We start from the raw sequence: 23333 nt of genomic DNA, 5'->3' as shown, positions 1-23333 counted from the left end.
CCGTCTAGAGGCCCAAGGCCGAACGCAAACCCGCGAAATCGGCCGGCGGCGGCGCCTCCACCGTGGTCGTCCCGCCTTCGGGATGAGGAAAGCTCAGTTTCGAGGCGTGCAGCATCAGGCGCGGCGCCGGCCCAACCTCTGTCGTCAACGCCCCGCCATAGCGAACATCCCCGATCAGCGGCCGACCCAGATGGGCCATATGGACCCGCAGCTGGTGCATCCGCCCCGTCAGCGGCTCCAGCTCGACCACCGCCCCCTGGTCGTTGGCGGCCAGGGTCCGATATCGGCTCTGCGAGCCCTGGGCGCCGGGCGCGTCGAAGGCGACGACCCGCATATAGGACTCGCGCCCGATCTCCTCGCGCCGCAGCGGGGCGTCGATGGTCCCGGACGCCGCCTCCGGCGCGGCGGACAGCAAGGCCAGGTACTGTTTGCGGAACCGCCGCATCTGCAGCGCCTTGCCCAGGAAGCCCGCCGCCGGCTTGGTCTTGGCCGCCAGGATCACGCCCGAGGTGTCGCGGTCCAGCCGATGCACCAGTTCCGGCCGCTTGCCGTTGGACCGGGCGAAGGCCCACAGCAGATCGTCCAGCGTATGGGCCTGGATCCGCCCGCCCTGGCTGGACAGGCCGGACGGCTTTGAAAAGGCGATCACATGAGCGTCCTCATGGATCACCCACGAACGGACGGCGGCGATCTCATCCTCGGACAGGGCGACGGGTTGGCGGGTGGTCATCGGGGGCTTCTAGAGGTCAGTCCCCCGCCCCGTCCACCGCCGCATCTTTCGCCAGCCGCGCCCGCATCTCGGCCCAGCGCTCCAGCCGCGCCTTGACCTTCTCCTCATGCCCCTCGCCCTTGGGCTTGTAGAAGGTGCGGCGTTCCATCTCGTCGGGGAAGAAGTTGGCGCCCGAGAATCCCTCGGGCGTGTCCGGGTCGTACTGGTAGCCCTTGCCGTAACCCAACGACTTCATCAGCTTGGTCGGGGCGTTGCGGATATGGGCGGGGGGCGTCAGCGACCCCGTCTCATAGGCCGCTTTCCTGGCCGCCTTGAAGGCTTCGTACACCCCCACCGACTTCGGCGCAGTGGCCAGGTGGACCACGGCCTGGGCCAGGGCCAGTTCGCCCTCGGGGCTGCCCAGGAAGTCGTAAGTGTCCTTGGCCGCATTGGCGACCAGGATCGACAGGGGGTCCGCCTCGCCGATGTCCTCGACCGCCATCCGCACGATCCGCCGCGCCAGATACAGCGGATCCTCGCCCCCGTTCAGCATCCGCGCCAGCCAGTACAGGGCCGCGTCCGGGTCCGACCCGCGCACCGATTTATGCAGGGCGGAGATCAGGTTGTAATGCTCTTCCCGGCTCTTGTCATAGGCGGGCGCGCGGCGCTGCAGCACACCGGCCAGCCCCTGAACATCCAAGGTTTCGCCGGCGGGCAGGTTGAACAGCACCTCCGACATGGTCAGCAGATAGCGCCCGTCGCCGTCGGCGAGGGCCAGCATGGCCTGACGCGCTTCCGGCGACAGCGGCAGGCCTCTTTCCATATGGGCCTCGGCGCGGCTCAACAGTTGATCCAGCGCCGCATCGTCCAGCCGCTTCAGCACATAGACCTGCGACCGCGACAGCAGCGCCCCGTTCAGCTCAAAACTGGGGTTCTCAGTGGTGGCCCCGACCAGGGTGACGACCCCGGCCTCGACGAAGGGCAGGAAGCCGTCCTGCTGGGCGCGGTTGAAGCGGTGGATCTCATCGACGAACAACAGGGTGCTCTGCCCCGCCGCCCGCCGCATCCGCGCCGCCTCGAACGCCTTCTTCAGGTCGGCGACTCCGGAAAAGACGGCGCTGATCGACTGGTATTCATAGCCCGCCGCCTGGGCCAGCAGCCGGGCGATGGTGGTCTTGCCGGTGCCGGGCGGCCCCCACAGGATCATCGAGCCCAGACGCCCCGCCTCGATCATCCGACGGATCGGCCCGCCGGGGCCGAGCAGATGATCCTGGCCCACCACCTCATCCAGCGTGCGCGGACGCAGACGGTCGGCCAGGGGGGCGTCGGGCGGCAATATGCCGGAGGCTTCGAACAGGTCGGTCATTGCGACCTATGTAGTCGTGCCTAAAGCGGTTTTCACCCGTTAGTATGGTTCAGCGCCTCAGAGATTCATCATGACCGACGCCCATCCGAACCAAGGTCCGACCTCAGGCCTCACCCCGCATCTGACGATTCCGTCGCGCGGGGCCTCGGCCGCCATCGACTTCTACGTCATCGCCTTCGGGGCCGAGGTGCTGGATCGCCGCCTGGCCGACGACGGCGAACGACTGATCCACGCCCATCTGAAGATCAACGGCGCCAGCCTGATGCTGAATGACGAGTTCCCGGAATACACCGGCGTTCAGGACGTGCGACCCGCCGGCGTGACGCTTCACCTGCAGGTCCTCGATCCTGACGCCTGGTGGACCCGCGCCATGACCGTCGGCGGCGCCGAACCGGTCATGGACATGGCCGACCAGTTCTGGGGCGACCGCTACGGCGTCCTGCGCGACCCCTTCGGTCACACCTGGTCGATCGGCGGACCGAAGAGGAGCTGAGAGGAGGTCAAACGTCCTTTTCAGAAGACCCCAACGCCCGTTTCTTCTTGGCTGCGACCTTCTCCGTCTTTGTCATGAGGGAATCCATCAGAGTGAGAGGGCGTATGATTTGGCCCCGTCTGGTGAACCAGGAGGCAAGTTTCCAGGCGGCGACTAGGAAGACCGCAAGGCCGACCGCCGCAATGAAAAACTCGAAGGCGGTTGGTTCGCTCATGGCTGCGACAACAGACGGCTTGGCTCAGCCTCGACTTCAAGAACGTTGAGCTCAAGCGTCATCAGTTGCAAACTACGGTGTTGGAGCGGGCGATATTCTGACGCCGGAGGGCACGCCGACGGGATTCGCTGAGCCATTCGCCGCGCCGGTCGGTCCGGTATTCGACCACCGTATTCGGCAGGCAGGATTTCGCCATCGTCTCCTCGACCAGCCAGGCCTTGGTGCGCGCATCGGCATTCGCCAGTTCGCCGTCCAGACGTTGGACGCTCAAGGAGTTGGCTTCTCGGTACATGAGCCAACCGGGATTGATTCCGTTACGCGCAACGAAGGCTCGCTGACGTTCCGCGATCGGTTGGAGATCGACCCCGGCAGCGGCCATTCCGCCGTCCGGAACCAACTGTCGCGAGATCAGGCTGGGATCAATACCGCCGTGGATCACGATCACCGCGCCCGGCTCAACGATCAGCCGACCCGCCAGAGGGAGGAAATAGTTGGCGCAGGAGGAGTTGCACTCCTCCTTGACCGTCATGGTCAGACGCCGCCCCTCAAACCCCTCGGCGATCCGCATCGCCTGATCCGCCGAGCCGCCACGACTGGTCAGAATCAGTTCGGTTGTCGTAGGGGCGAAACGGCTTTCGACGCAGGCGGTCATGGCCGCATCGATGGGCCCGGACAGAACAAATGTCTCCGGCGTGGCCTGATAGCACAGATCGTCACGGTAGGCGGCCTCGGCGCCTCCAAAGCTCAAAAGCGAGAGAGCCAGTCCCATCGCGCAGGTCAGACCAACCCCGTGGTTCACGCCGCTCCCCTTCCCCTGAATTCGCCACGACCTCAGCGAGCAGGTCGCCAACCCAAGGTAATCGGCGGACAGCGCAGAGCAAGCCTTCTTAGCGCAACACGCCCCGAATCTGGCGCCCGCCGCGATTGACCACGATTTCCCACGGCCCTCGGCCGGCGCCGGCGGCTTCGACGTCGCGCGCCGAAGCTATCGCGCGGCCGTTGATGCTGACGATCAGGTCGTTCTGGCGGAAGCCGGCGCGGGCGGCGTAGCCCCGGCCCGACACGCCGGTGACGATGACGCCCGTGGCGAACGGGTCGCCGCCCAGGCGGTCGGCCAGGGCCGGGTTCAGGGCCACGACCTGGGCCCCGGCGAAGGGGCCGGACTGGATCACGACGCCCTGGCGGGGGTCGGCGTCGCCGGGCAGGGTCTGGACCCGCGCGGTCAGGGTCTGGGGCCGGCCGTCGCGCAGGATGGCGACCTGGACCTGGTCGTTCGGATTGCGCGAGCCGACGCGATAGTTCAGCCCGTTCTGGTCGTTGATCTCCTGACCGTCCACGGCGGTGATCACATCGCCCTGGCGCAGACCGGCGCGGGCGGCGGGACCGTTGGCGTAGACGTCGGTGACGACCAGTCCCTGCGGCCGGCTGAGGCCCAGGCTGCCGGCGATGTCGCCGGTGACGGTGTCGCCCTTCACGCCCAGCCAGGGACGAACTACGGCCTTGGCGCCGCCCAGGGCCGAATCGACCACGCGCTTGACCATGGCGGCGGGCACGGCGAAGCCGACCCCGGCGGACGAGCCCGAGCGGGAGAAGATGGCGGTGTTGATGCCGATCAGGTCGCCGTCCATGTCCACCAGGGCCCCGCCCGAATTGCCGGGGTTGATGGCCGCGTCGGTCTGGATGAAGGAGCCGCTGTCGGAAATGCCGGTCTCGGTCCGGTTCAGGGCCGAGATGATGCCGTTGGTCACCGTCTGGCCCACGCCGAACGGATTGCCGATGGCCAGGACCAGATCGCCGACCTGCTGTTCCTCTTGATCGTCGATGGCCAGGACCGGCAGCCGGTCGCTGACGTTCTCCAGCCGCAGCACGGCGATGTCGCTGCGTTCGTCGGCCAGGATGACGGTGGCGGGAAACTCGCGCCGGTCGTTCAGCACGACCTTGATCTGCTGGGCGCCGTCGATGACGTGGTTGTTGGTGACGACGATCCCGTCCGAGCGGACGATCACGCCCGACCCGACCGATTCCGCCACCCGCGCCTGGGGAATGCCGCCGCCGAAGAACTGGAAGAAGGGATCGGCCTGGACCCGCTGGACGCTGCGGGCCGAGATATTGACCACGGCCGGGGCGGCGGATCGCACCACCGGCGCGAAGCTGGACTTCATCCCCGCCGCATCGCTGGGCGCGGTGCGCGTCGGCTGGGCGAACTCGCCCTCCTGCGCCTTGGAATTGCTGGGGTTGCCGCAGGCCGACAGGGCCAGGGCGGCGACGAGCACGATCGATCGGGTCTGCATAATCATCCGAGGAGAACAGGCTTCAAGCCACACCATACCGCACCGTGTTTCGGGCCGGATCAAGGCGTCGGCGCGACATCAACGGACAAGCTTTCAGCCCGTTCCCGCAGCGTCGTGCAGACGAACGGAGGCGCTCCGTCCCTTCGGCGGAGTTGGAGGCCCTTTGGAAGCGGAGGGCTGGGCGGGGCGCCGGGCCTTCGCCCGGGGTTGGTTTAGTGTTTACCGTTTCGACGAAGGTTTGACGCTCCGCGCGAATGGTTGGCCTGCAAGCTCGGGGCGCCGAGCGGTGGCGGTCTTATCGCCTAACCCCATAAGCCTGCGACGGGTCGGCGGTCCCTGCGAAGAACCGTCCCGAGTGCGGCCGAGTATCCCCCTCGACCCTCCGGCGACGTCCTGAGACGCCGCCGGCGCGGAGGGATTTCGCCCCCACTCCCGTTCCATCCGCTCCCGCCGCCGCAAGGTCGCAGGCCTTACGAGCCCTCCAAGCGACGAGACCGAGGAGGATTATAGGGGACGGGGAAACCCAGGCGGGGAAGTCGGGGCGAGAAACTGACAAGCCGTTGGAATCATTGGAGTGAGACCAGCGTCATTGTCACAGTTGGACCCGTTCGGGCCCCCTCCGTCACGGCGCTCTGCGCCGCGCCACCTCCCCCAAGGGGGGAGGATTTCGGTGTTCGCATTCCTCCCCCCTTGGGGGAGGTGGATCGCCGGCGAAGCCGGCGAGACGGAGGGGGCCTGTGAGCCTAGCCCTGCCCCTAAACCGCCCAGTCGGGTTTGCGCTTGTCCAGGAAGGCGCGAACGCCTTCCTGGCCTTCGGGGGAGACGCGGGCGCGGGCGATGCGTTTGGCGGTGTCGTCCAAGAGGCCGCTGTCGATCTTGTGGCCGGCGATGTCGTTGACCAGGCGTTTGGCCTCGCCCATGGCGCCGGGCGCGTTGCCGCTGAGGCTGTCGGTCAGCATGGCGACGAACTCATCCACCGAACCCTCGGGCAGGACCAGGTCGATCAGACCGGCGAGGGCGGCGTAGTCGGCGTCGAAACTGTTGCCGGTCAGGAACAGCTGGCGCGCGCGCCGCGCGCCGATGGCCTCGATGACATAGGGAGCGATGGTCGCGGGGATCAGGCCCAGCTTGACCTCGGAAAAGGCGAAGCGCGCGCCCTCGACCGCCACCGCCATGTCGCAGGCGGCGACGATGCCGGCCCCGCCGCCCATGGCGGCGCCCTCGACCAGGGCGACGGTCAGGGCGGGGACGTCGTGCAGGGCCTTCAGCATCCGGGCCAGACCCAGGGCGTCGTCGCGATTGTCGGCCTCGGACCAGTCGGCGGCGTCGCGCATCCAGTTCAGATCGGCCCCGGCGCTGAAGGTGCCGCCCGCGCCGCGGATGAAGACCAGGCGGACGTGGTCGGCGCCGTGCAGGGTCTCGAACGCCTCATGCAGGGCGGCGATGGTGGCGGCGTCGAAGGCGTTCTTCTTCTCGGGCCGGTCCAGGGTGATGAAGACCACCCCGTCGCTGGTGGCGTCGATCCGCACCAGGTCGTCATTGGCGTCCGGCGCGGCGTCGGCCAGCAGCGGATGGGCGATGCGGTTGATCTCGGCTTCCTCGGCGTCGGTGACGTCCAGGGCGTTGAGGTCGGCGTCGGTGGGTTGATCGGCCATGGTCATCTCCAAACTGAGGGTCCGCGTTGCAACGGGGGGCGGAAGAATAGGTTACATCCGGAACAAGCCGAACGTGGTCTCCGGGATCGGGGCGTTCAGGCTGGCGGAAATGGCCAGGCCCAGGACGTCGCGGGTCTGGGCCGGGTCGATGACGCCGTCGTCCCACAGGCGGGCGGTGGCGTAATAGGGATTGCCTTCGTCCTCGTATTTCTGGCGGATCGGGGCCTTGAAGGCCTCGGCGTCTTCCGCGCTCCAGGTCTCGGCGTCGCGGTGGACGGTGGCCAGCACCGACGCTGCCTGTTCCCCGCCCATCACGCCGATCCGGCTGTTGGGCCAGGTGAAGAGGAAGCGCGGAGAATAGGCGCGGCCGCACATGCCGTAGTTTCCGGCGCCGAAACTGCCGCCGATCAGGACGGTGAACTTGGGCACCTCGGCCGAAGCGACGGCGGTCACCAGCTTGGCGCCGTCCTTGGCGATGCCGCCGGCCTCATATTTGCCGCCGACCATGAAGCCCGAGATGTTCTGCAGGAACAGCAGCGGAATCTTGCGCTTGCAGGCCAGTTCGATGAAGTGGGCGCCCTTCTGGGCGCTTTCGGAGAAGATGACGCCGTTGTTGGCCAGGATGGCGACCGGATAGCCCCAGATGCGGGCGAAGCCGCAGACCAGGGTCGAGCCGTACAGGCTCTTGAACTCGTCGAACTCGGACCCGTCCACCAGGCGGGCGATGACCTCGCGCACATCATAGGGGGCGCGCACGTCGTCGGGGATCAGGCCGTACAACTCTTCGGCCGCAAAGGCCGGCGCGCGAGGTTCGCGCACGTCCATGTCCACGGACTTGGTCGTGTTCAGATTGGCGACGATGGAACGGACGATCTCCAGCGCATGTTCGTCATTCTCGGCCACATGGTCGACCACGCCCGAGCGACGGCCGTGAGTCTCGGCGCCGCCCAGTTCCTCGGCCGAAATGACCTCGCCGGTGGCGGCCTTCACCAGGGGCGGGCCGGCCAGGAAGATGGCGCCCTGGTTGCGCACGATGATCGTCTCGTCCGACATGGCCGGCACATAGGCGCCGCCGGCGGTGGACAGGCCCATGACACAGGCGATCTGGGCGACGCCCTTGGCGCTCATCCGGGCCTGGTTGAAGAAGATGCGGCCGAAATGGTCGCGGTCGGGGAAGACCTCGGCCTGGTGCGGCAGGTTGGCCCCGCCGGAATCGACCAGATAGACGCAGGGCAGGCGGTTCTGCTCGGCGATCTCCTGGGCGCGCAGATGCTTCTTCACCGTCATGGGGAAGTAGGCGCCGCCCTTCACCGTCGGGTCGTTGGCGACGATCATCACCTCGCGGCCCGAGACGCGGCCGATTCCGGTGATCAGGCCGGCGCCGGGGGCCTCGCCGTCGTACATGGCGTGGGCGGCCAGCTGGCCGATCTCCAGGAAGGGCGAGCCGGGATCCAGCAGACGCTCGACCCGGTCGCGGGGCAGCAGCTTGCCTCGAGCCACATGCCGTTCGCGCGACTTGTCGGACCCGCCGCGCGCGGCGTGGGCCACATGGTCGCGCAGTTCGGCGACCAGGGCGCTGTTGTGCGCGTGCAGGGACTTGTATTTGGGGCTTTGCGGATCGACCGCTGACGTCAGCTTCGGCATGGGGTTGGTTTAGGCGGGGTCGCGGGACGTCACAAGGAATTCTCCCTCCCCGCTCCGGGGAGGGGCGTCGCGCAGCGACGGGGCGGGGGCGGCCCGGCAGGGGCGCACTGCCGGAATCGGGACAGATCTGTGATGGGTCGCCCCGCCCTCCCCACCCGGTCTCGCCTGCGGCTCGACCACCCTCCCCCGCGGGGGAGGGAGAAATGTTGCGCATCGCCCCCTTTTCCCCTATAGGCCCCGCCTTTCCAGGGCTTCGGTCCTGTCGTGGAACACCAAAGGGTTGGACGTTCGGTCCGGCCGCCGCGCCAGGAGCCATCGTGGGGATCGACTTACCCGGTCGTTTCCACGCCGACGCCCACAAGGGAGACTACCGCATGGCTCTTTACGAGCACACGGTCATGACGCGCCAGGATATCTCGGCGCAGCAGGCCGAAGCGCTGAACGACACCATCAAGGACCTGATCGTGCAAGGTGGCGGTTCCGTCGCCAAGATCGAGTACTGGGGTCTGCGCAACCTGACGTACCGCGTGAAGAAGAACCGCAAGGCTCACTATTCGCTGCTGGCCGTCGACGCCCCTCCGGCCGCCATGGCCGAAGTCGAGCGTCAGCTGGGCATCAACGAAGACGTGCTGCGCTGGCTGACCGTCCGCGTCGAGGAACTCGACCTGGAACTGTCGCCGCTGCTGGCCCGCCGCGAGCGTGAACGCGAGCGTGAGCGCGAGCGCACCCCGCGCGACGACGCCGCCGCTGACGCCGAATAAGGAAACCGGAACATGACCGACACCACCGCCCCGACCCCGGGCGCCCCGGCCGGCTCCGGCGCCGCCGGCCGCCGCCCCTTCTATCGCCGCCGCAAGGTCTGCCCGTTCTCGGGCGCCAATGCGCCGAAGATCGACTACAAGGACGTGAAGCTGCTGCAGCGTTACGTCTCCGAACGCGGCAAGATCGTGCCTTCGCGCATCACCGCCGTCTCCCAGAAGAAGCAACGCGAACTGGCCAAGGCCATCAAGCGCGCCCGCTATCTGGCCCTCCTGCCGTATGTGGTGAAGTAAGATGAAGGTCGTTCTGCTGGAACGCGTCGAGAATCTCGGCGCCATCGGCGACGTCGTGTCCGTCAAGGACGGCTTCGCCCGTAACTTCCTTCTGCCGCGCGACAAGGCCCGTCGGGCCACCGCCGCCAACCTGAAGGCGTTCGAACTCGACCGCGTCGCCATCGAGCAACGCAACGAGAAGAACAAGGCCGATGCACAGAAGGTCGCCGACAAGATCGACGGCCAGACCTACATCATGATCCGTCAGGCCGGTGAAACCGGTCACCTGTACGGTTCGGTCGCCGGCCGCGACGTCGCCGAGGCCATCCAGGCCGAAGGCGGCAAGGTCGAGCGTTCGCAAATCGTCCTGAACACGGCGATCAAGAACCTGGGCGTCCACGAAGTGCCGGTTCGCCTGCACGCCGAGGTCCGCGCATCGGTCAAGATCAACATCGCCCGTTCGATGGATGAAGCCGAGCGTCAAGCCAAGGGCGAGGACGTGATCCGCAGCCAGTTCGACGATGAGCGCCAGGCCGCCGAGCAATCGGCCCAGGAACTGATCGAAGGCGGCGCCGGTCAACAGGAAGGCTTCGGCGACGAAGCCTGATCCCGCCGGCCTTTCGAGGCCGGATCGCCGGAAACATCAGGGGCGCGTTCCGCAAGGAACGCGCCCTTTTTGCTGCGTGGGCCCTCGGCAGGAGGCCGGGCGCGCCTTCACGCAATCCATGACAAGTTTGCAACAGCCACGAAGGTTTGGGGCGGCGATGAGAGTTTGCGCAAACTCCTTTCTTGACCGACGTAAACAGCGGTGAACACTCTCAACTAAGGCTGAGATTTGTCGACGGCGCGACCAATTTATTGCGCCTTTCATCCCAGCCAGGGTGTCGAAATCGTGGCCGGTCGCCGCCCCTCCCAACAGGCCGCTGTCGTTTGGGGATAGTCATGAAGCTGAATTCCGGTCGTTCCGTCTTGTTGGCCTTTGTCTCCACCAGCGCGCTGATGTCCGCGCCGCTCGCCTTCGCCCAGGAGGCGACACCGGCGGAGGACGCCGCCGACATCGGCGAGATCGTGGTGACCGGCACCCGCGCCATTGGTCGAACCCGCCTGGACACGATCGCCCCCGTGGACGTGATCACCGGCGAGACCCTGACCCGTAGCGGAACGGGCACGGAGACCGCCGCCGCCCTGGCCGCCGCCGCTCCGTCGATCAACTTCCCCCGTCCCGCCATCTCGGACGGTTCCGACCACGTCCGCCCGGCGACCCTGCGCGGTCTGGCCCCTGACCAGACCCTGGTGCTGATCAACGGACAGCGGGGCCACGTCGGCGCCTTGGTCAATGTGAACGGCGCCCTGGGACGCGGATCCACGGCCTTCGATCTGAACACCATTCCCTCGGTCGCCCTGGGCTCCGTCGAGGTGCTGCGCGACGGCGCCTCGGCCCAGTACGGCTCCGACGCCATCGCCGGGGTGATCAACCTGCGTCTGCGCCAGGCCCGCGACGGCGGCGGCCTGACGCTGAACCATGGGCGTTACGACACCGAATACGACACCGCGCGCGGATCGCACGAGGCCACGGACGGCGAACAGACGTCCCTGGCCGGCTGGATCGGCCTGCCGTTGGGCGAGGACGGGTTCGTCACCGTATCGGGCGAACTGCAGAAACGCGATCCGACCAACCGTTCGGACTACGCCGCGCCATCGGCCGTGGTCGGCAATACGTCCACGAACACGGTCCTGGGCCGGTTCGGCGATCCGGCGGTGGAATCCCAGTCCCTGTGGTTCAACGCCGGCAAGCCGATCAACGCCGACTGGGAGACCTATGCCTTCGGCGGCATCCAGCACAAGGAAAGCGAATCCGGCGCGACCGCCCGCGCCTACAACAACGCCAACAATGTCCTGGCCATCTATCCCAACGGCTTCCTGCCGCTGATCAACACCCAGATCGTCGACTACAACCTTTACGGCGGGGTCAAGGGCGAGGCGGCCGGGATCGATTGGGACGTCTCGGTCGGCTACGGGCGAAATGTGCTGGACTATCGCGTCACCAACTCGCTGAACGCTTCGTATGGCGCGGCGTCGCAGCAGGAGTTCGAGGCCGGGGGATTGAAGTACGACCAGCTGACGCTGGGCGTCGACGGGGTCAGGCCGCTGGAGTTCGGACTGATCGAACCGGTCAATCTGGCGTTCGGGGTCGAATACCGGACCGAGCGTTTCGAGGTCTATGCCGGTGAGCCCGCCTCCTACAATCGCGGACCCAGCGCCGGCGGCGGCGGAGCCCAGGGCTTCCCCGGCTTCTCGCCGGCCAATGCGGCGGACGAGGACCGCAACAACTGGAGCGCCTATGTCGATCTGGAAGGCAAGCTGACCCGGGGGCTGACGGTCGGCGTGGCCGGCCGTTACGAAGACTATTCCGATTTCGGCGACCAGTTCACCGGCAAGGTCTCGGCGCGCTACGACTTCTCGCCGGCCTTCGCCCTGCGCGGCGCGGTCTCCACCGGCTTCCACGCCCCGGCCCTGCAGCAGCAGTACTTCAGCTATACCGCCACCAATCTGGTGACCCAGTTGATCGGCGGCCTGCCCGTGACCAGCCTGATCCAGGCCGGCACCTTCCGCGTGGACGACCCCGTGGCCCTGGCCCTCGGCTCCAAGCCGCTCGAGCCCGAGACCTCGGTCAACTATTCGGTGGGGGCGGTGTTCCGGTCCGGCGGATTCGAACTGACCATCGACGCCTATCAGATCGAGCTTGAAGACCGGATCATCTATTCCGAGAGCCTGGGGACGACGCGCCCCAGCCAGTCGGCAGCGACCACCACCGCGGTCCAGACCCTGCTGGCGCCCTTCGGCGTCAGCGCCGCCCGCTTCTTCCTGAACGGCGTCGACACGACGACCAAGGGAATCGACGTGGTCGGTCGGTATCGCCTGCCGACAGACACGCTCGGCCGGTTCGATTTCACCCTGGCCGGAAACTACAACGAGACGACGGTGGACAAGACGCCGGAGACGCCCTCCATCGGCATTCCGACGTCGGATTTCTTCCTGTTCGACCGGTCCAACATCCTGGCGTTCGAGGAGGGCACGCCCAAGACCAAGGTGGTCGGCGGGATCGACTGGAGCCTGGGCGGTTTCGGCGTGTCGGCCAAGGCGACCTATTACGCCAGCGTCCTGGTCGCCAACAACGCCGCCAGCCTGGACTACGAGACCGGCGACAAGACCCTGATCGATCTGGAAGGCCGCTATCAGTTCCCATACGGGGTCGGTCTGGCGGTGGGGGCGAACAACCTGTTCGACGAGTATCCGGAATATACGCCGGCGGCCCTGAACGGGGCGACCGGGTCGGTGGGCTTCCCCAGCTATTCGCCGTTCGGCTTCAACGGTCGGTTCCTGTACGCGCGGCTCAGCTACAGCTTCTGATCCAATCTGGAGCAACGAAAGGGGCGCTCGCCGGAGCGCTCCTTTTTCGTGATGAGAATGCCGAGCGGAAACACTACCGAAGCTTCAGAACCACACGAGATTCGCGCCGTCGTTGCGCCACATATCGCCGCTCAATCTGGCCCTCTTGTTCGGAGGGGATCAATGAAGACCAGGATCATCGCGGGGGCCTTGGCCCTGTCGCTCGTGGCCGGGACGGCGCGCGCCATGACGGTGCAGGAGTTTCTGACGACGGCGAACGCCATTCCCCGCAACCCCACCGCCCTATTGCGGTCCGACACCCGGCGGCTGATGGGCGAGTTTCGCGGGGCGGTGCAGACGGTGCGCGCTGAACAGACGGCGGCCACAGCGGCCGGTCGCCGCTCGGCCACCTGTATGCCGGACAAGGTCGGCCTGTCAGCCGACGCCATTCTAGCCCGGTTCCACGCCATCCCCGCCGAGCGGCGCGGCATCAGCACGACCCAGGCCGTGCGTGAGTGGATGGCCGAGAAATATCCCTGCTCGGCATGAACGGCGGTTGAGGAATTCCCGTTCGCCCACAGGGTGGACGATCTGTCCACGGTCGAAGCGACGTCCACGACTGACGCAGGCGCGTGTCAGGGCTAGAGCGTTAAGACAATGAACGCGTTCGCCCCCATGCCCTTCTCGTCCTCGCCGATGGACTCCAGCGGCGTCAGCTCGATGCCCCACAATCTGGAGGCGGAACAGGCGCTGCTGGGCGCGCTGATGTTCGACAACGGCGTGTTCGAACGGCTCAGCGACCGCCTGCGCGGCCAGCATTTCTACGAGCCCTTCCACCAGCGGCTGTTCGAGGCAATCGAGGATCATATCCGCCAGGGCATGCTGGCCGAACCGACGATCCTGATGGAACGGTTCAAACAGGATCCGGCCTTCCAGGAGTTTGGCGGCCTGCGCTATTTCGCAGATTTGGTGGACCGGGCGCCGCCGGCGGCCAATGCGCCGGATTATGCGAGGGTGGTCTATGATACGGCCCTGAGGCGCGACCTGATCCGCATCGGCGGCGAGATCATCAAGGAGGCGCCCAACCCGGAGACGCCCGCCGACGAACAGATCGAACAGGCCGAACAGACCCTGTATTCGCTGGCCGAGACCGGCAAGCCGTCGTCCGGTTTCGTCAGCTTTTCCCACGCCCTGTCCGGCGCCGTTCAGATGGCGGCCGAAGCCTATCAGCGCGAAGGCAAGCTGGCGGGTCTGGCGACGGGCCTGAACGACCTGGACCGCAAACTGGGCGGGCTGCACCCCTCCGACCTTCTGATCCTCGCCGGCCGTCCGTCGATGGGCAAGACGGCCCTGGCCACCAACATGGCCTTCAATGTGGCCCGCGCCTATCAGTGGGAGCCGACGCCCGAGGGCCGCAAGACGGTCAACGGCGGGGTGGTGGCCTTCTATTCGCTGGAAATGAGCGCCGAACAGCTGGCCATGCGTATCCTGGCCGATGCGTCCGGCGTGTCGTCCGACAAGCTGCGCAAGGGCGAGATCGACGCCACCGACTTCGGCAAGCTGCGCGACGCAGCGGTCGAGATCGGCGAGAGCCCCCTCTACATCGACGCCACCGGCGGTTTGTCCATGTCCAAGCTGGCCGCGCGGGCGCGACGGCTGAAGCGGATGGAGCACGGGCTGGATCTGATCATCGTCGACTATCTTCAACTGGTGACGACCGGCGACAGCGGCGGGCAGAAGAACCGGGTGCAGGAGGTGTCGGAGATCACCGGCGGCCTGAAGGCCCTGGCCAAGGAGTTGTCGGTGCCGATCATCGCCCTGTCCCAGCTGTCGCGTCAGGTCGAGCAGCGCGAGGACAAGCGGCCGCAACTGTCCGACCTGCGCGAATCCGGCTCGATCGAGCAGGACGCCGACTGCGTGATGTTCGTCTATCGCGAGAGCTATTATCTGGGCCGGGCCGAGCCGCGCGAAGGCACCGAGGAACACCTGCAATGGCAGCAGGACATGGACCGGCTGCAGGGCCAGGCCGAGGTCGTCATCGGCAAGCAACGCCACGGCCCCATCGGCATCGTCAAACTGGCCTTCGACGCCGAGACGGTGCGGTTCGGCAACCTGGCGCACGGCTATGAAGAAGTCAGCTACGAATAGGGCGCCCTTGTTGGTGAGTGGTAAGTGCTCGCCGCTCCAATAAACCGAACGGCGAGCACGACATTCAGGAACCGTTGCATGCTGCCCGGACATCCGCGATGCATAGTGTGCGCTCTTCACCTACAGGGTAGGTTTCGGTGCAATATTTAATCCCGTCGCGGAGACATTGCTGCGCACTCTGGAAATAGGCTGTTGGTTCGCTCGGAGCCGCGGTTGCGGTCGATAGTCCAGCGAGACCCGACCCTAAGAGGACAGCGAGTGTTCCAATACGAACGTTGGCGCGCGAGAAGATTTTCATTTCACATGGCTCCCGAAAGCCCACCAGAATGGGTGGGTGGTCGAGCATGACTCAAACAACGGAAGTTACAATCAGACCGATTGCAAAAGCACGCAAAAGTTACATGATGCCGAGACGTCTTTCGGCAAAAATGATGCCAGCATCTGACCATTCAACCGATGCAACAAGGCGTGACGGATTAGGTCGGTTGACCTCGACCGCGAACAGGCCCCTTGGGTGCGGATGGCCAGCGAAACCGTCTATATTCTCCAGACCTATGTGCAGGGGCGCGGCAAGGGGCTGAAGGCCGAGCCGCAGGTCGGCTGCAAGGACGCCGAGGAGGCGCGGCGAAAGGCCGAGCGCATGGCGCCCCTGCGGCTGGGCGTGGTGGCCTTTTCGGTCTCGGCGGACACCGAGATGGGCGATTACGACGAGCAGCCGACCATCATCTTCAAGTCCGGGCGACTGCCGCCGCCGTTCAGCGACGAGGATTGATCGGGTCAGGCCTTCCATCGCCGGGAAGTTGCGCCAATAAGGGCCGCCATGCCCTCCCCCGCCCTGCTGTCCGTCGATCTGAACGCGCTCGCCCGCAATTTTCACACCCTGGAGGCCGTGACCGGCGTGCCGGTGCATCCGGTGGTCAAGGCCGACGCCTATGGCTTGGGGGCCGAGGTCTGTGCGAAACGTTTGATGGCGGAAGGGGCGCGGACCTTTTTCGTGGCGCGGGCCGGCGAAGGCGCAGCCCTGCGGACGGCGCTGGGCCCGGAACCCGTCCTCTATGTGCTGGACGGCTGTCACGGCGAGGCGGCGGGGCTGTTGAAGGCGGCGGACCTGCGGCCCGTGCTGAACCAGCCGGCGCAGATGAAGGCCTGGGCCGAGGCCGGCGGCGGAGCCTGCGGCATTCAGATCGACACCGGCCTGAACCGGCTGGGCTTCCGGCCGGAGGATGCGCCCGAAGTCTTTGACGGGCTGAGCCTGGTCATGAGCCACCTGGCCTGCGGCGACGAACCGGACCAGCCGATGAACCTGCGCCAGCGTGACCGGTTCGCGGGGGTGGTCGAACGCTATCCGGGCGTGACACGGTCCTTCGCCAATTCGGGCGGCTGTTTCCTGGGGCCGGATTTCGCCTTCGATGCGGTGCGGCCGGGCGTCTGCCTGTACGGCGGTGGACCTGAGGGGCGGCCGGATGAGCGGATCGCCCCCGTCGCCGCCCTGACGGCGGAGGTCCTGCTGGTGCGCGACGTGCGGGCGGGCGAGAGCGTCGGCTATTCGCGCGGTTTCGTGGCCGAACGACCGATGCGGGCGGCTGTGGTCGCGGCGGGCTATGCCGACGGGGTCCTGCGCGCCTATGGACCGCGCGGCGCGGTCTGGGTCGCAGGCGAGACCCGGCCGCTGCTGGGCCGGATCTCGATGGATGTCTGCACGGTCGATGTGACCGGGCTGGAGGTCGCGGTCGGCGACCGGGTCGAACTGTTCGGGGCGCATCACCCCATCGATGCGGCCGCGGCGGCGGCGGGGACCATCAGCTATGAACTGCTGACCGCCGTCACCGTCCGCGTTCCCCGCGCCTATGTCGGTCAGTAACCGCCGGTGATGGCCGCCATGCCGGCGCCGGCGACCAAGAAACTGGCGCCGATCATGCCGACGATGGCGTTGATGATGAAGGTCATGACCAGGCCCAGGATCACCGTGACGATGAAATAGCCGACAGCCTTGTCCGCCGGGACCTTCATCAGCATCGGCAGACCCAGGTACAGCAGATAGAAGCTGTACAGGCCCAGGATGGCCAGGACGCCCAGCATCGGGATCAGGCCGAAGACCCCGACCAGCCACATGGCCGTATAGGAATAGACCGCCACCTTCATCGCCTGGACCGGATCGCTGGCCCCGCCGAAACTGGGGGCCAGGGCGTTGATGATCAGGCCCAGCAGATAGACGGCGACCAGGGACAGCCCATAGCTGACCACCGCGACCAGAAGCGCGCCGAGGATCGACATGGGCGTGCCGAACAGGGGCAGAAGCTGGCCGCCGATCAGGCTGCAGATCGGGCCGATGGCGGCCAGGATCATGGCGTAGCGGGTGAACAGGCTGCGGGTCGTGGCGAACTCGCCGTCGATGCGCGCCCATTCGGTCTTCGGCTGCAGGATGATGCCCTTGACCCGGGCGATCAGGGCCGGATCGACGGCGGGTTGCGTCGACGGGGTGGAGGGTTCGGTCATGGACAAGGGCCTGTAAGACAGTGGGGGCGAAGCGGAATATTGACGTCACGTCACCTGACGACGCAAGCCATTTGCGACACGATCTCAACCCGGAACTAAGGCAAAGGTTGCGGTTGCGACCGGAAATGACGTGACGACGGTGCAAAGGGCCACCGGATTGAGCGGTCCGTCCGCCCTTCGGCCTGCTAAAGGATGCCCATGGCTCGCGATTCCGCCCTCTATGTCTGTCAGTCCTGCGGCTCGGTCCACGGCAAATGGTCGGGCCAGTGTGCGTCGTGCGGCCAGTGGAACACCCTGACGGAAGAGAGCCGGTCGGCGCCGCCGGGCGCGATCAAGCCGTCGGCGGCGGCCTCGGCGCGCGGGCGCGGCCTGCAGTTCGAGACGCTTCAGTCCGACACCCCCGAACCGCCCCGCATCACCACGGGCGTGGCCGAGTTCGACCGGGTCTGCGGCGGCGGCGTGGTGCCCGGTTCGGCCATACTGCTGAGCGGCGATCCTGGGGTGGGCAAGTCCACCCTGCTGCTGGAGGTGGCGGCCAAGGCGGCCCTGAGGGGCGCGCGCATCGCCTATATCTCGGGCGAGGAGGCGGTCGAACAGATCCGGGCGCGGGCCAAGCGGATGGGACTGGAGCAGGCGCCGGTCAATCTGGCGGCGGCGACGGCCCTGCGCGACATCCTGGGCACGCTGAAGCGCGAACAGTTCGACATCGTCATCGTCGATTCGATCCAGACCCTGTGGTCCGACGTTCACGAGAGCGGGCCGGGATCGATCACCCAGGTCCGGGCCTGCGCCGGCGAGATGGTGCGCCTGGCCAAGACCCAAGGCGTCGCGGTCGTCCTGGTCGGACACGTCACCAAGGACGGCCAGGTCGCCGGTCCGCGCGTGGTCGAACACCTGGTTGACGCCGTCATGACCTTCGAGGGCGAGCGCGGCTATCCGTTCCGCATCCTGCGCGCCGGCAAGAACCGGTTCGGCGCCACCGACGAAATCGGGGTGTTCGAAATGGGCGACAGCGGCCTGCGCGAAGTCGCCAATCCGTCGGCCCTGTTCCTGGGCGACAGCAAGGACCGGGCGCCCGGCGCGGCGGTCTTCGCCGGGATCGAGGGCTCGCGGCCGGTGCTGGTCGAGATCCAGGCCCTGGTGGCGCCGTCCGCCTATGGCACCCCGCGCCGGGCGGTGGTCGGCTGGGATTCCGGTCGCCTGGCTATGCTGCTGGCGGTGCTGGAGGCCCGGTGCGGCCTGGGGTTCGGGGACAAGGACGTCTATCTGAACGTCGCCGGCGGCCTGCGGATCAACGAGCCGGCGGCGGACCTGGCGGCGGCGGCGGCCCTGATCAGCTCGGCGCTGGACATGCCCCTGCCCCAGGGCTGCGTCGTGTTCGGCGAGATCGGTCTGTCGGGCGAGGTCCGCAGCGTCGGCCGGGCCGAAGCGCGGGTTCGGGAGGCCCAGAAACTGGGCTTTGAACATGTGCTCTGCCCGCCCCTGGCCCAGAACGGCGGCAAGACCAAGGGGGTCAAGGTGACGTCGGCGACCCGATTGACGGATGTGGTCGAACGAATCTCGCAAAACCGCTATTAGACAGACGCAACAGCCGCTGGACCTCTGAGTGACCGGTTACGACGTCTTCGCCATCGTGGTGATCCTGTTCTCCGCCGCCGCCGGCTGGGTGCGCGGCGGGGTGCGCGAGATCATCACCCTGCTCAGCGCCCTGCTGGCCGCGCTGGTGGCGCTGGTGACCCTGCCGTGGACGGCGATCCTGGGGCGCGCCCTGGTCAATCCTGACTGGGCGGGGACCGTACTGGCGGCGGTGGTCGCCTTCTTCATCGTCTATTTCGGCGTCCGGCTGTTCGGCTCCTTCCTGTCGAAGCGGGCGCAGGCGCATCCGCAGCTGGGCGGGATCGACCGGTTCATCGGCGTCTTTGTCGGCGCGGGCCGGGCCCTGGTGCTGCTGGGGGCCGTCCATCTGGTCATCGTCGCGGCCATGCCGGGCGAACGGACGCCGCGCTGGCTGAGCGAGGCGGCCCTCTACAAGGTCAGCGCCGTAGGCGCCCGCGCCATCCAGATCATCCTGCCCGGCATCGGGCGGGGCGCCGATGCGATCACGCCCGTGGTCGATTCATCCGTGCGCAAAGGGTTTTCGAACGACGAAGCCTTGCCTCGGACGCAATCCGAGACTAACTCGCCGCGCGAAGCCGCCCCTTAAGTTTCCCCCGGTCATCGGAGCCCCACGATGCGCCACCATATCGCCGATCCTGTCGTCCACCGCGAGCACTGGCGCGAGCCGGAGGACGACCAGCTGCGGCTGGAGTGCGGCGTCTGCGGCGTCTGGGGGGCGGACGAGGACGAAGGCTCGGCCATCGTCGCCCTGGGCCTCCACGCCCTGCAGCATCGCGGCCAGGAAGCCTGCGGCATCGCCAGCGTCAAGGATGAGCGTTTCCACACCGAACGCCACCAGGGCCTGGTGGGCGAGGCCTTCGGCGGCGCCGACCTGATGACCCGCATGCCCGGCCGCGCGGCCGTGGGACACACCCGCTATTCGACCGCCGGCGGCAGCTTCCTGCGCAATATCCAGCCGATGTTCGCCGACCTGGATCAGGGCGGCATCGCCATCGCCCACAACGGCAATCTGACCAACTTCAAATTCCTGCACGGCCAGCTGGTCAGCGAAGGCGCCATCTTCCAGTCGACGTCGGACTCGGAAGTCATCCTTCACCTGATCGCCCGCAGCCGTAAGGCCAAGATCGTCGACCGCTTCATTGACGCCCTGGCGCGGATCGAGGGCGGCTACGCCCTGGTCGCCCAGACCCGTCACAAGATGATCGGCGCCCGCGACCCGCTGGGCATCCGCCCGCTGGTGCTGGGCCAGGTCGGCGAGGCCTGGGTGCTGGCGTCCGAGACCTGCGCCCTGGACATGATGGGCGCCACCTTCGTGCGCGACGTCGAACACGGCGAGGTCGTGGTCATCGACGAGAACGGCCTGGAATCGATCAAGCCCTTCCCGGCCCGCGCCGCCCGTCCCTGCCTGTTCGAATACGTCTATTTCTCGCGCCCGGATTCGGTCGTGAACGGCTGCTCGGTCTATGAGGTCCGCAAGGAGATGGGCCGGGGTCTGGCCCGCGAATGGGGTGTCGAGGCCGACATCGTGGTGCCGGTGCCCGACTCCGGCGTGCCGGCGGCCCTGGGCTACGCCCAGGAGAGCGGCATTCCCTACGAGATGGGCATCATCCGCAGCCACTATCTGGGCCGCACCTTCATCCAGCCCAGTCAGGGCGCCCGGCAGAAGGGCGTGCGCATGAAGCACAGCCCCAACAAGTCGGCGCTGGAAGGCAAGCGGGTCGTGCTGATCGACGATTCCATCGTGCGCGGCACCACCTCGGTCAAACTGGTCCGCGCCGTGCGCGCCGCCGGCGCCAAGGAAGTCCACCTGCGCTCGGCCAGCCCGCAGATCCTCTTCCCCGACTTCTACGGCATCGACATGCCGGAACGGGCGCAACTGCTGGCGGCCAACAAGACGCTGGAAGAGATGCGCGAACTGCTGGAGGTCGATTCGCTGGGCTTCCTGTCGATCGACGGCCTGTACCGCGCCATGGGCGAGACGGGCCGCAACAACGCCCGTCCCCAGTACACCGACCACTATTTCACCGGCGACTACCCCACCCGCCTGCTGGATCGCGAGATCGAGGAAGGCGGCCGGGAGGTTTCGGCGCGGCAACTTTCCCTGCTGGTCAGCGCCTGATATCTTGGGTTGATGGCGCACCACCCTGTTCAAACTAGCCAGTTGCAGGAGGGGAGGCTCTTCCTGATCAGATTTGGCGGCCGACTTTTGGCGATTGTCGGGGTGTTCTTCGTCTTCAACCTGATCCTGGCGGGAAACCAAGCCGCCCTGTCGCCTTGGACCCTCGCTGGTTTGACGACGGGCTTGGGCGCGGGGCAGCTACTCCCCGGCAAGCGCCGCATTCGCGTCCCGTCTATGGTTTGGCTGGGCGTCGGGTTGCTGATGATCTTGGTCGCCGCTGCGGCGTCATACAGCCTCGCCCAGGCAGCCTCCGGCGGAAACTGAGCCGCATCCGGATGCCCTCGGGACGCAATGTCGTGGTCGTTGACGATCAGGGCGTCAGCATCAACCTGTGGTCGCCTTCTGCCTGATCCCGCTTGGCGACCGCCGCCCACGCGGGCTAAGCAGGGCTATGTCAGACCTGCCCCTCAAAGACCGTATCGCCCTCGTCGTCGGGGCCTCGCGCGGCATAGGCTATGAGAGCGCCCTGGCCCTGGCGAAGGCCGGCGCGCATGTGGTGGCCACAGCCCGGACGCAGGGCGGGCTTGAGGAACTGGACGACGCCGTCTTCTCCGCCACCGGCCAGCACGCGACCCTGGTTCCGTTCGACCTGGTCGACGGCGGCGGGATCGACCGACTGGGCGGGGCCATCTTCGAACGGTTCAAGAAGCTGGACGTCTGGGTCAACGCCGCCGCCACCATGGGGCCGTCGGGCCTGACGCCGGTGGCCCATGCCGACCCGCGTGAATTCGCCAAGGTCGAGAAGGTCAATTTCACCGCCGTCTATCGGATGATCCGCTCGCTGGAGCCGCTGCTGCGGGCCTCCGACGCCGGGCGGGCCATCCACCTCACCTCCAGCGTCGCCACCTCGCCGCGCGCCTTCTGGGGCATGTACGCCGCGACCAAGGCCGGGGCCGAGGCCTTGGTCAAGGCCTGGGCGGACGAGGTGGAGAGCACCCCGATCCGCGTCAGCATCGTCGATCCCGGCCGGATGCGCACCGCCCTGCGCGCCCAGGCCTTCCCCGGCGAGGATCCGCAGACCCTGCCCCACCCGTCCGAGATCGGCCCGCTGATAGTCGAGCTGGCGCGCGGCGACCTGACGCCGCCGCTGACGGTGCGATTCCGCGACTGGCGGGACGCGCCGACGACGGAGGCGCTGGTCTGATCAGCTCCAGGCGGTGTCCAGCCCCGGTTCCGCGCGGAAGGCGAAGCTTCCGTCGGTCGAGGCCGACAGGTACCGCCAGGCGTCGAGTTCGCTGAGAAGGTCGGCGGCCTTGCCCTCGACCACGGCGACGGCGTCCGTGCCCGCCGACCAGCGGAGGGGCGGGTTTTCCGCATTCGCCAGGGTCACCAGGGCCTGGCCCAGCTTGGCCGGATCGCCGGCCTGGTTCTGGTTGCGCCCCTCATAGAAGGCGCGAAGGGCGGCCGAGGCCTCGGCGTAGTCGGCGATGGGACTGTCGGCGAATCGGACCGAGGTCGCATCGAGGAAGTCGGTGCGGAAGAAGCCAGGCTCGACAATGGTCATGCGGACGCCGAACGGCCTGACTTCGGCGGCGACCGACTCGGTGAAGCCTTCGACGGCGAACTTGGACGCGCAGTAGATCGACCCACTCTCGCCGCCCCGCAGGCCGCCGATCGACGAGATGTTGAACACATGGCCCGACCGCTGGGCCCGCATGACCGGCAGGACGGCGCGGGTCATGTCGAACAGGCCGAAGACATTGGTGTCGAACTGGGTCCGGGCGTCCTGGGGCCGGGTCTCCTCGAACAGGCCGAGGTGGCCGTAGCCGGCGTTGTTGACCAGGACGTCGATGCGGCCGAAGCGGGCGACCGTCGCCTCGACGGCGGCGGCGATGGCGGCGGCGTCGGTGACGTCGAGCGTCACGGACAGGACCGTGTCGCTGTCGGGACCGAAGGCCTCGACCAGGGCGTCGCGGTTGCGGCCGGCGACGACGACCCGGTCGTCGGCGTCCAGAGCGGCGCGGGCGATGGCGGCGCCCAGGCCGCGGGCGGCGCCGGTGACGAACCAGGTCTTCCGGGATGGGGTGGTCATGAGATGTCTCCTCTGTCTGACGGGACGGAGAAGACGCGCCTTCGCCTTCCAGGCGTTAGGGCGATCCA

General features: G+C 67.3%; 22 protein-coding genes. 14 read left to right on the top strand and 8 right to left on the bottom strand.

Going from position 1 to position 23333, the window contains the following annotated elements; genetic code table 11:
• Positions 1 to 4 precede the first annotated feature (4 nt).
• The gene (locus ACP7CK_RS05290) at positions 5 to 730 is read right to left on the bottom strand and encodes an RluA family pseudouridine synthase (RefSeq protein WP_426025337.1); all 726 of its coding nucleotides are present in this window, start codon (positions 728 to 730) and stop codon (positions 5 to 7) included.
• Between the two features lie 16 nt (positions 731 to 746).
• Positions 747 to 2075, bottom strand: a complete 1329-nt coding sequence (locus tag ACP7CK_RS05285) for a replication-associated recombination protein A (RefSeq protein WP_426025336.1) — start codon at positions 2073 to 2075, stop codon at positions 747 to 749.
• Between the two features lie 70 nt (positions 2076 to 2145).
• On the opposite strand from ACP7CK_RS05285, the gene ACP7CK_RS05280 reads away from it, so the two are divergent.
• Complete coding sequence (locus ACP7CK_RS05280; protein ID WP_035308166.1) at positions 2146 to 2568, top strand: VOC family protein; 423 nt, start codon at positions 2146 to 2148, stop codon at positions 2566 to 2568.
• 275 nt (positions 2569 to 2843) lie between these two features.
• Here the strand turns inward: ACP7CK_RS05280 and ACP7CK_RS05275 are convergent, their stop codons facing one another.
• The 4 genes from ACP7CK_RS05275 to ACP7CK_RS05260 form a co-directional block, all read right to left on the bottom strand.
• A complete protein-coding gene (locus tag ACP7CK_RS05275) occupies positions 2844 to 3581 on the bottom strand; it encodes a hypothetical protein (protein WP_426025335.1) in 738 nt (245 codons plus the stop codon).
• 88 nt (positions 3582 to 3669) lie between these two features.
• Positions 3670 to 5073 carry a Do family serine endopeptidase gene (locus ACP7CK_RS05270; RefSeq protein WP_426025334.1) on the bottom strand — a complete coding sequence of 468 codons (1404 nt, stop codon included), beginning with the start codon at positions 5071 to 5073 and terminating at the stop codon, positions 3670 to 3672.
• Positions 5074 to 5828: 755 nt separating this feature from the next.
• Positions 5829 to 6728: an enoyl-CoA hydratase-related protein gene (locus ACP7CK_RS05265; protein WP_426025333.1), complete on the bottom strand. Its 900-nt coding sequence runs from the start codon at positions 6726 to 6728 to the stop codon at positions 5829 to 5831.
• A gap of 51 nt (positions 6729 to 6779) precedes the next feature.
• Positions 6780 to 8372 carry a carboxyl transferase domain-containing protein gene (locus tag ACP7CK_RS05260; RefSeq protein ID WP_426025332.1) on the bottom strand — a complete coding sequence of 531 codons (1593 nt, stop codon included), beginning with the start codon at positions 8370 to 8372 and terminating at the stop codon, positions 6780 to 6782.
• A 374-nt stretch (positions 8373 to 8746) separates the two neighbouring features.
• On the opposite strand from ACP7CK_RS05260, the gene rpsF reads away from it, so the two are divergent.
• The 8 genes from rpsF (at position 8747) to alr (ending at position 16802) form a co-directional block, all read left to right on the top strand.
• The gene (rpsF, locus tag ACP7CK_RS05255) at positions 8747 to 9133 is read left to right on the top strand and encodes a 30S ribosomal protein S6 (RefSeq protein ID WP_040349448.1); all 387 of its coding nucleotides are present in this window, start codon (positions 8747 to 8749) and stop codon (positions 9131 to 9133) included.
• Between the two features lie 12 nt (positions 9134 to 9145).
• Positions 9146 to 9424, top strand: a complete 279-nt coding sequence (rpsR, locus tag ACP7CK_RS05250; protein ID WP_008259463.1) for a 30S ribosomal protein S18 — start codon at positions 9146 to 9148, stop codon at positions 9422 to 9424.
• 1 nt (position 9425) lies between these two features.
• A complete protein-coding gene (gene rplI / locus ACP7CK_RS05245) occupies positions 9426 to 10010 on the top strand; it encodes a 50S ribosomal protein L9 (protein ID WP_008261897.1) in 585 nt (194 codons plus the stop codon).
• 335 nt (positions 10011 to 10345) lie between these two features.
• Entirely contained in the window at positions 10346 to 12814 is a 2469-nt protein-coding gene (locus ACP7CK_RS05240) for a TonB-dependent receptor plug domain-containing protein (protein ID WP_426025331.1), read from the top strand.
• A 162-nt stretch (positions 12815 to 12976) separates the two neighbouring features.
• Positions 12977 to 13342, top strand: a complete 366-nt coding sequence (locus ACP7CK_RS05235) for a hypothetical protein (protein WP_426025330.1) — start codon at positions 12977 to 12979, stop codon at positions 13340 to 13342.
• A gap of 108 nt (positions 13343 to 13450) precedes the next feature.
• Positions 13451 to 14941, top strand: a complete 1491-nt coding sequence (locus ACP7CK_RS05230; RefSeq protein ID WP_035307425.1) for a replicative DNA helicase — start codon at positions 13451 to 13453, stop codon at positions 14939 to 14941.
• A 520-nt stretch (positions 14942 to 15461) separates the two neighbouring features.
• Complete coding sequence (locus ACP7CK_RS05225) at positions 15462 to 15713, top strand: hypothetical protein (protein ID WP_008260004.1); 252 nt, start codon at positions 15462 to 15464, stop codon at positions 15711 to 15713.
• A 48-nt stretch (positions 15714 to 15761) separates the two neighbouring features.
• Positions 15762 to 16802, top strand: coding sequence for an alanine racemase (gene alr, locus ACP7CK_RS05220; RefSeq protein ID WP_426025329.1), 1041 nt, complete (start codon positions 15762 to 15764; stop codon positions 16800 to 16802).
• Here alr and ACP7CK_RS05215 read toward each other — a convergent pair.
• Entirely contained in the window at positions 16796 to 17437 is a 642-nt protein-coding gene (locus ACP7CK_RS05215; RefSeq protein WP_154726153.1) for a Yip1 family protein, read from the bottom strand. The two genes, alr and ACP7CK_RS05215, sit on opposite strands and share 7 nt — an antisense overlap.
• 198 nt (positions 17438 to 17635) lie before the next feature.
• On the opposite strand from ACP7CK_RS05215, the gene radA reads away from it, so the two are divergent.
• The 5 genes from radA to ACP7CK_RS05190 all read left to right on the top strand — a co-directional run bounded on the left by radA (position 17636) and on the right by ACP7CK_RS05190 (position 22377).
• Positions 17636 to 19015, top strand: coding sequence for a DNA repair protein RadA (gene radA, locus ACP7CK_RS05210; RefSeq protein WP_035307418.1), 1380 nt, complete (start codon positions 17636 to 17638; stop codon positions 19013 to 19015).
• Between the two features lie 28 nt (positions 19016 to 19043).
• Positions 19044 to 19640, top strand: a complete 597-nt coding sequence (locus tag ACP7CK_RS05205; protein WP_008258948.1) for a CvpA family protein — start codon at positions 19044 to 19046, stop codon at positions 19638 to 19640.
• A 27-nt stretch (positions 19641 to 19667) separates the two neighbouring features.
• Entirely contained in the window at positions 19668 to 21173 is a 1506-nt protein-coding gene (purF, locus tag ACP7CK_RS05200) for an amidophosphoribosyltransferase (RefSeq protein ID WP_008260342.1), read from the top strand.
• A 9-nt stretch (positions 21174 to 21182) separates the two neighbouring features.
• A complete protein-coding gene (locus ACP7CK_RS05195) occupies positions 21183 to 21497 on the top strand; it encodes a hypothetical protein (protein WP_426025328.1) in 315 nt (104 codons plus the stop codon).
• Positions 21498 to 21624: 127 nt separating this feature from the next.
• Positions 21625 to 22377 carry an SDR family NAD(P)-dependent oxidoreductase gene (locus ACP7CK_RS05190; RefSeq protein WP_426025327.1) on the top strand — a complete coding sequence of 251 codons (753 nt, stop codon included), beginning with the start codon at positions 21625 to 21627 and terminating at the stop codon, positions 22375 to 22377.
• Here the strand turns inward: ACP7CK_RS05190 and ACP7CK_RS05185 are convergent, their stop codons facing one another.
• Complete coding sequence (locus ACP7CK_RS05185; protein WP_426025326.1) at positions 22378 to 23265, bottom strand: oxidoreductase; 888 nt, start codon at positions 23263 to 23265, stop codon at positions 22378 to 22380. It lies immediately after the preceding gene.
• Positions 23266 to 23333 lie beyond the last annotated feature (68 nt).

This window comes from Brevundimonas sp. TSRC1-1, assembly GCF_049898245.1.
In the GTDB taxonomy this organism is placed as follows: Bacteria; Pseudomonadota; Alphaproteobacteria; order Caulobacterales; family Caulobacteraceae; genus Brevundimonas; species Brevundimonas mediterranea_A.
Note: the sequence above shows the minus strand (reverse complement) of the source record. Positions and strands in the feature narration are given on the sequence as shown.

Bases quoted from the DNA above. Each gene is read 5' to 3' on its own strand.
- ACP7CK_RS05290 (WP_426025337.1), bottom strand. From the start codon at position 730: ATGACCACCCGCCAACCCGTCGCCCTGTCCGAGGATGAGATCGCCGCC.
- ACP7CK_RS05285 (WP_426025336.1), bottom strand. From the start codon at position 2,075: ATGACCGACCTGTTCGAAGCCTCCGGCATATTGCCGCCCGACGCCCCC.
- ACP7CK_RS05280 (WP_035308166.1), top strand. From the start codon at position 2,146: ATGACCGACGCCCATCCGAACCAAGGTCCGACCTCAGGCCTCACCCCG.
- ACP7CK_RS05270 (WP_426025334.1), bottom strand. From the start codon at position 5,073: ATGCAGACCCGATCGATCGTGCTCGTCGCCGCCCTGGCCCTGTCGGCC.
- ACP7CK_RS05265 (WP_426025333.1), bottom strand. From the start codon at position 6,728: ATGGCCGATCAACCCACCGACGCCGACCTCAACGCCCTGGACGTCACC.
- ACP7CK_RS05260 (WP_426025332.1), bottom strand. From the start codon at position 8,372: ATGCCGAAGCTGACGTCAGCGGTCGATCCGCAAAGCCCCAAATACAAG.
- rpsF (WP_040349448.1), top strand. From the start codon at position 8,747: ATGGCTCTTTACGAGCACACGGTCATGACGCGCCAGGATATCTCGGCG.
- rpsR (WP_008259463.1), top strand. From the start codon at position 9,146: ATGACCGACACCACCGCCCCGACCCCGGGCGCCCCGGCCGGCTCCGGC.
- rplI (WP_008261897.1), top strand. From the start codon at position 9,426: ATGAAGGTCGTTCTGCTGGAACGCGTCGAGAATCTCGGCGCCATCGGC.
- ACP7CK_RS05240 (WP_426025331.1), top strand. From the start codon at position 10,346: ATGAAGCTGAATTCCGGTCGTTCCGTCTTGTTGGCCTTTGTCTCCACC.
- ACP7CK_RS05235 (WP_426025330.1), top strand. From the start codon at position 12,977: ATGAAGACCAGGATCATCGCGGGGGCCTTGGCCCTGTCGCTCGTGGCC.
- ACP7CK_RS05230 (WP_035307425.1), top strand. From the start codon at position 13,451: ATGAACGCGTTCGCCCCCATGCCCTTCTCGTCCTCGCCGATGGACTCC.
- ACP7CK_RS05225 (WP_008260004.1), top strand. From the start codon at position 15,462: ATGGCCAGCGAAACCGTCTATATTCTCCAGACCTATGTGCAGGGGCGC.
- alr (WP_426025329.1), top strand. From the start codon at position 15,762: ATGCCCTCCCCCGCCCTGCTGTCCGTCGATCTGAACGCGCTCGCCCGC.
- ACP7CK_RS05215 (WP_154726153.1), bottom strand. From the start codon at position 17,437: ATGACCGAACCCTCCACCCCGTCGACGCAACCCGCCGTCGATCCGGCC.
- radA (WP_035307418.1), top strand. From the start codon at position 17,636: ATGGCTCGCGATTCCGCCCTCTATGTCTGTCAGTCCTGCGGCTCGGTC.
- purF (WP_008260342.1), top strand. From the start codon at position 19,668: ATGCGCCACCATATCGCCGATCCTGTCGTCCACCGCGAGCACTGGCGC.
- ACP7CK_RS05190 (WP_426025327.1), top strand. From the start codon at position 21,625: ATGTCAGACCTGCCCCTCAAAGACCGTATCGCCCTCGTCGTCGGGGCC.
- ACP7CK_RS05185 (WP_426025326.1), bottom strand. From the start codon at position 23,265: ATGACCACCCCATCCCGGAAGACCTGGTTCGTCACCGGCGCCGCCCGC.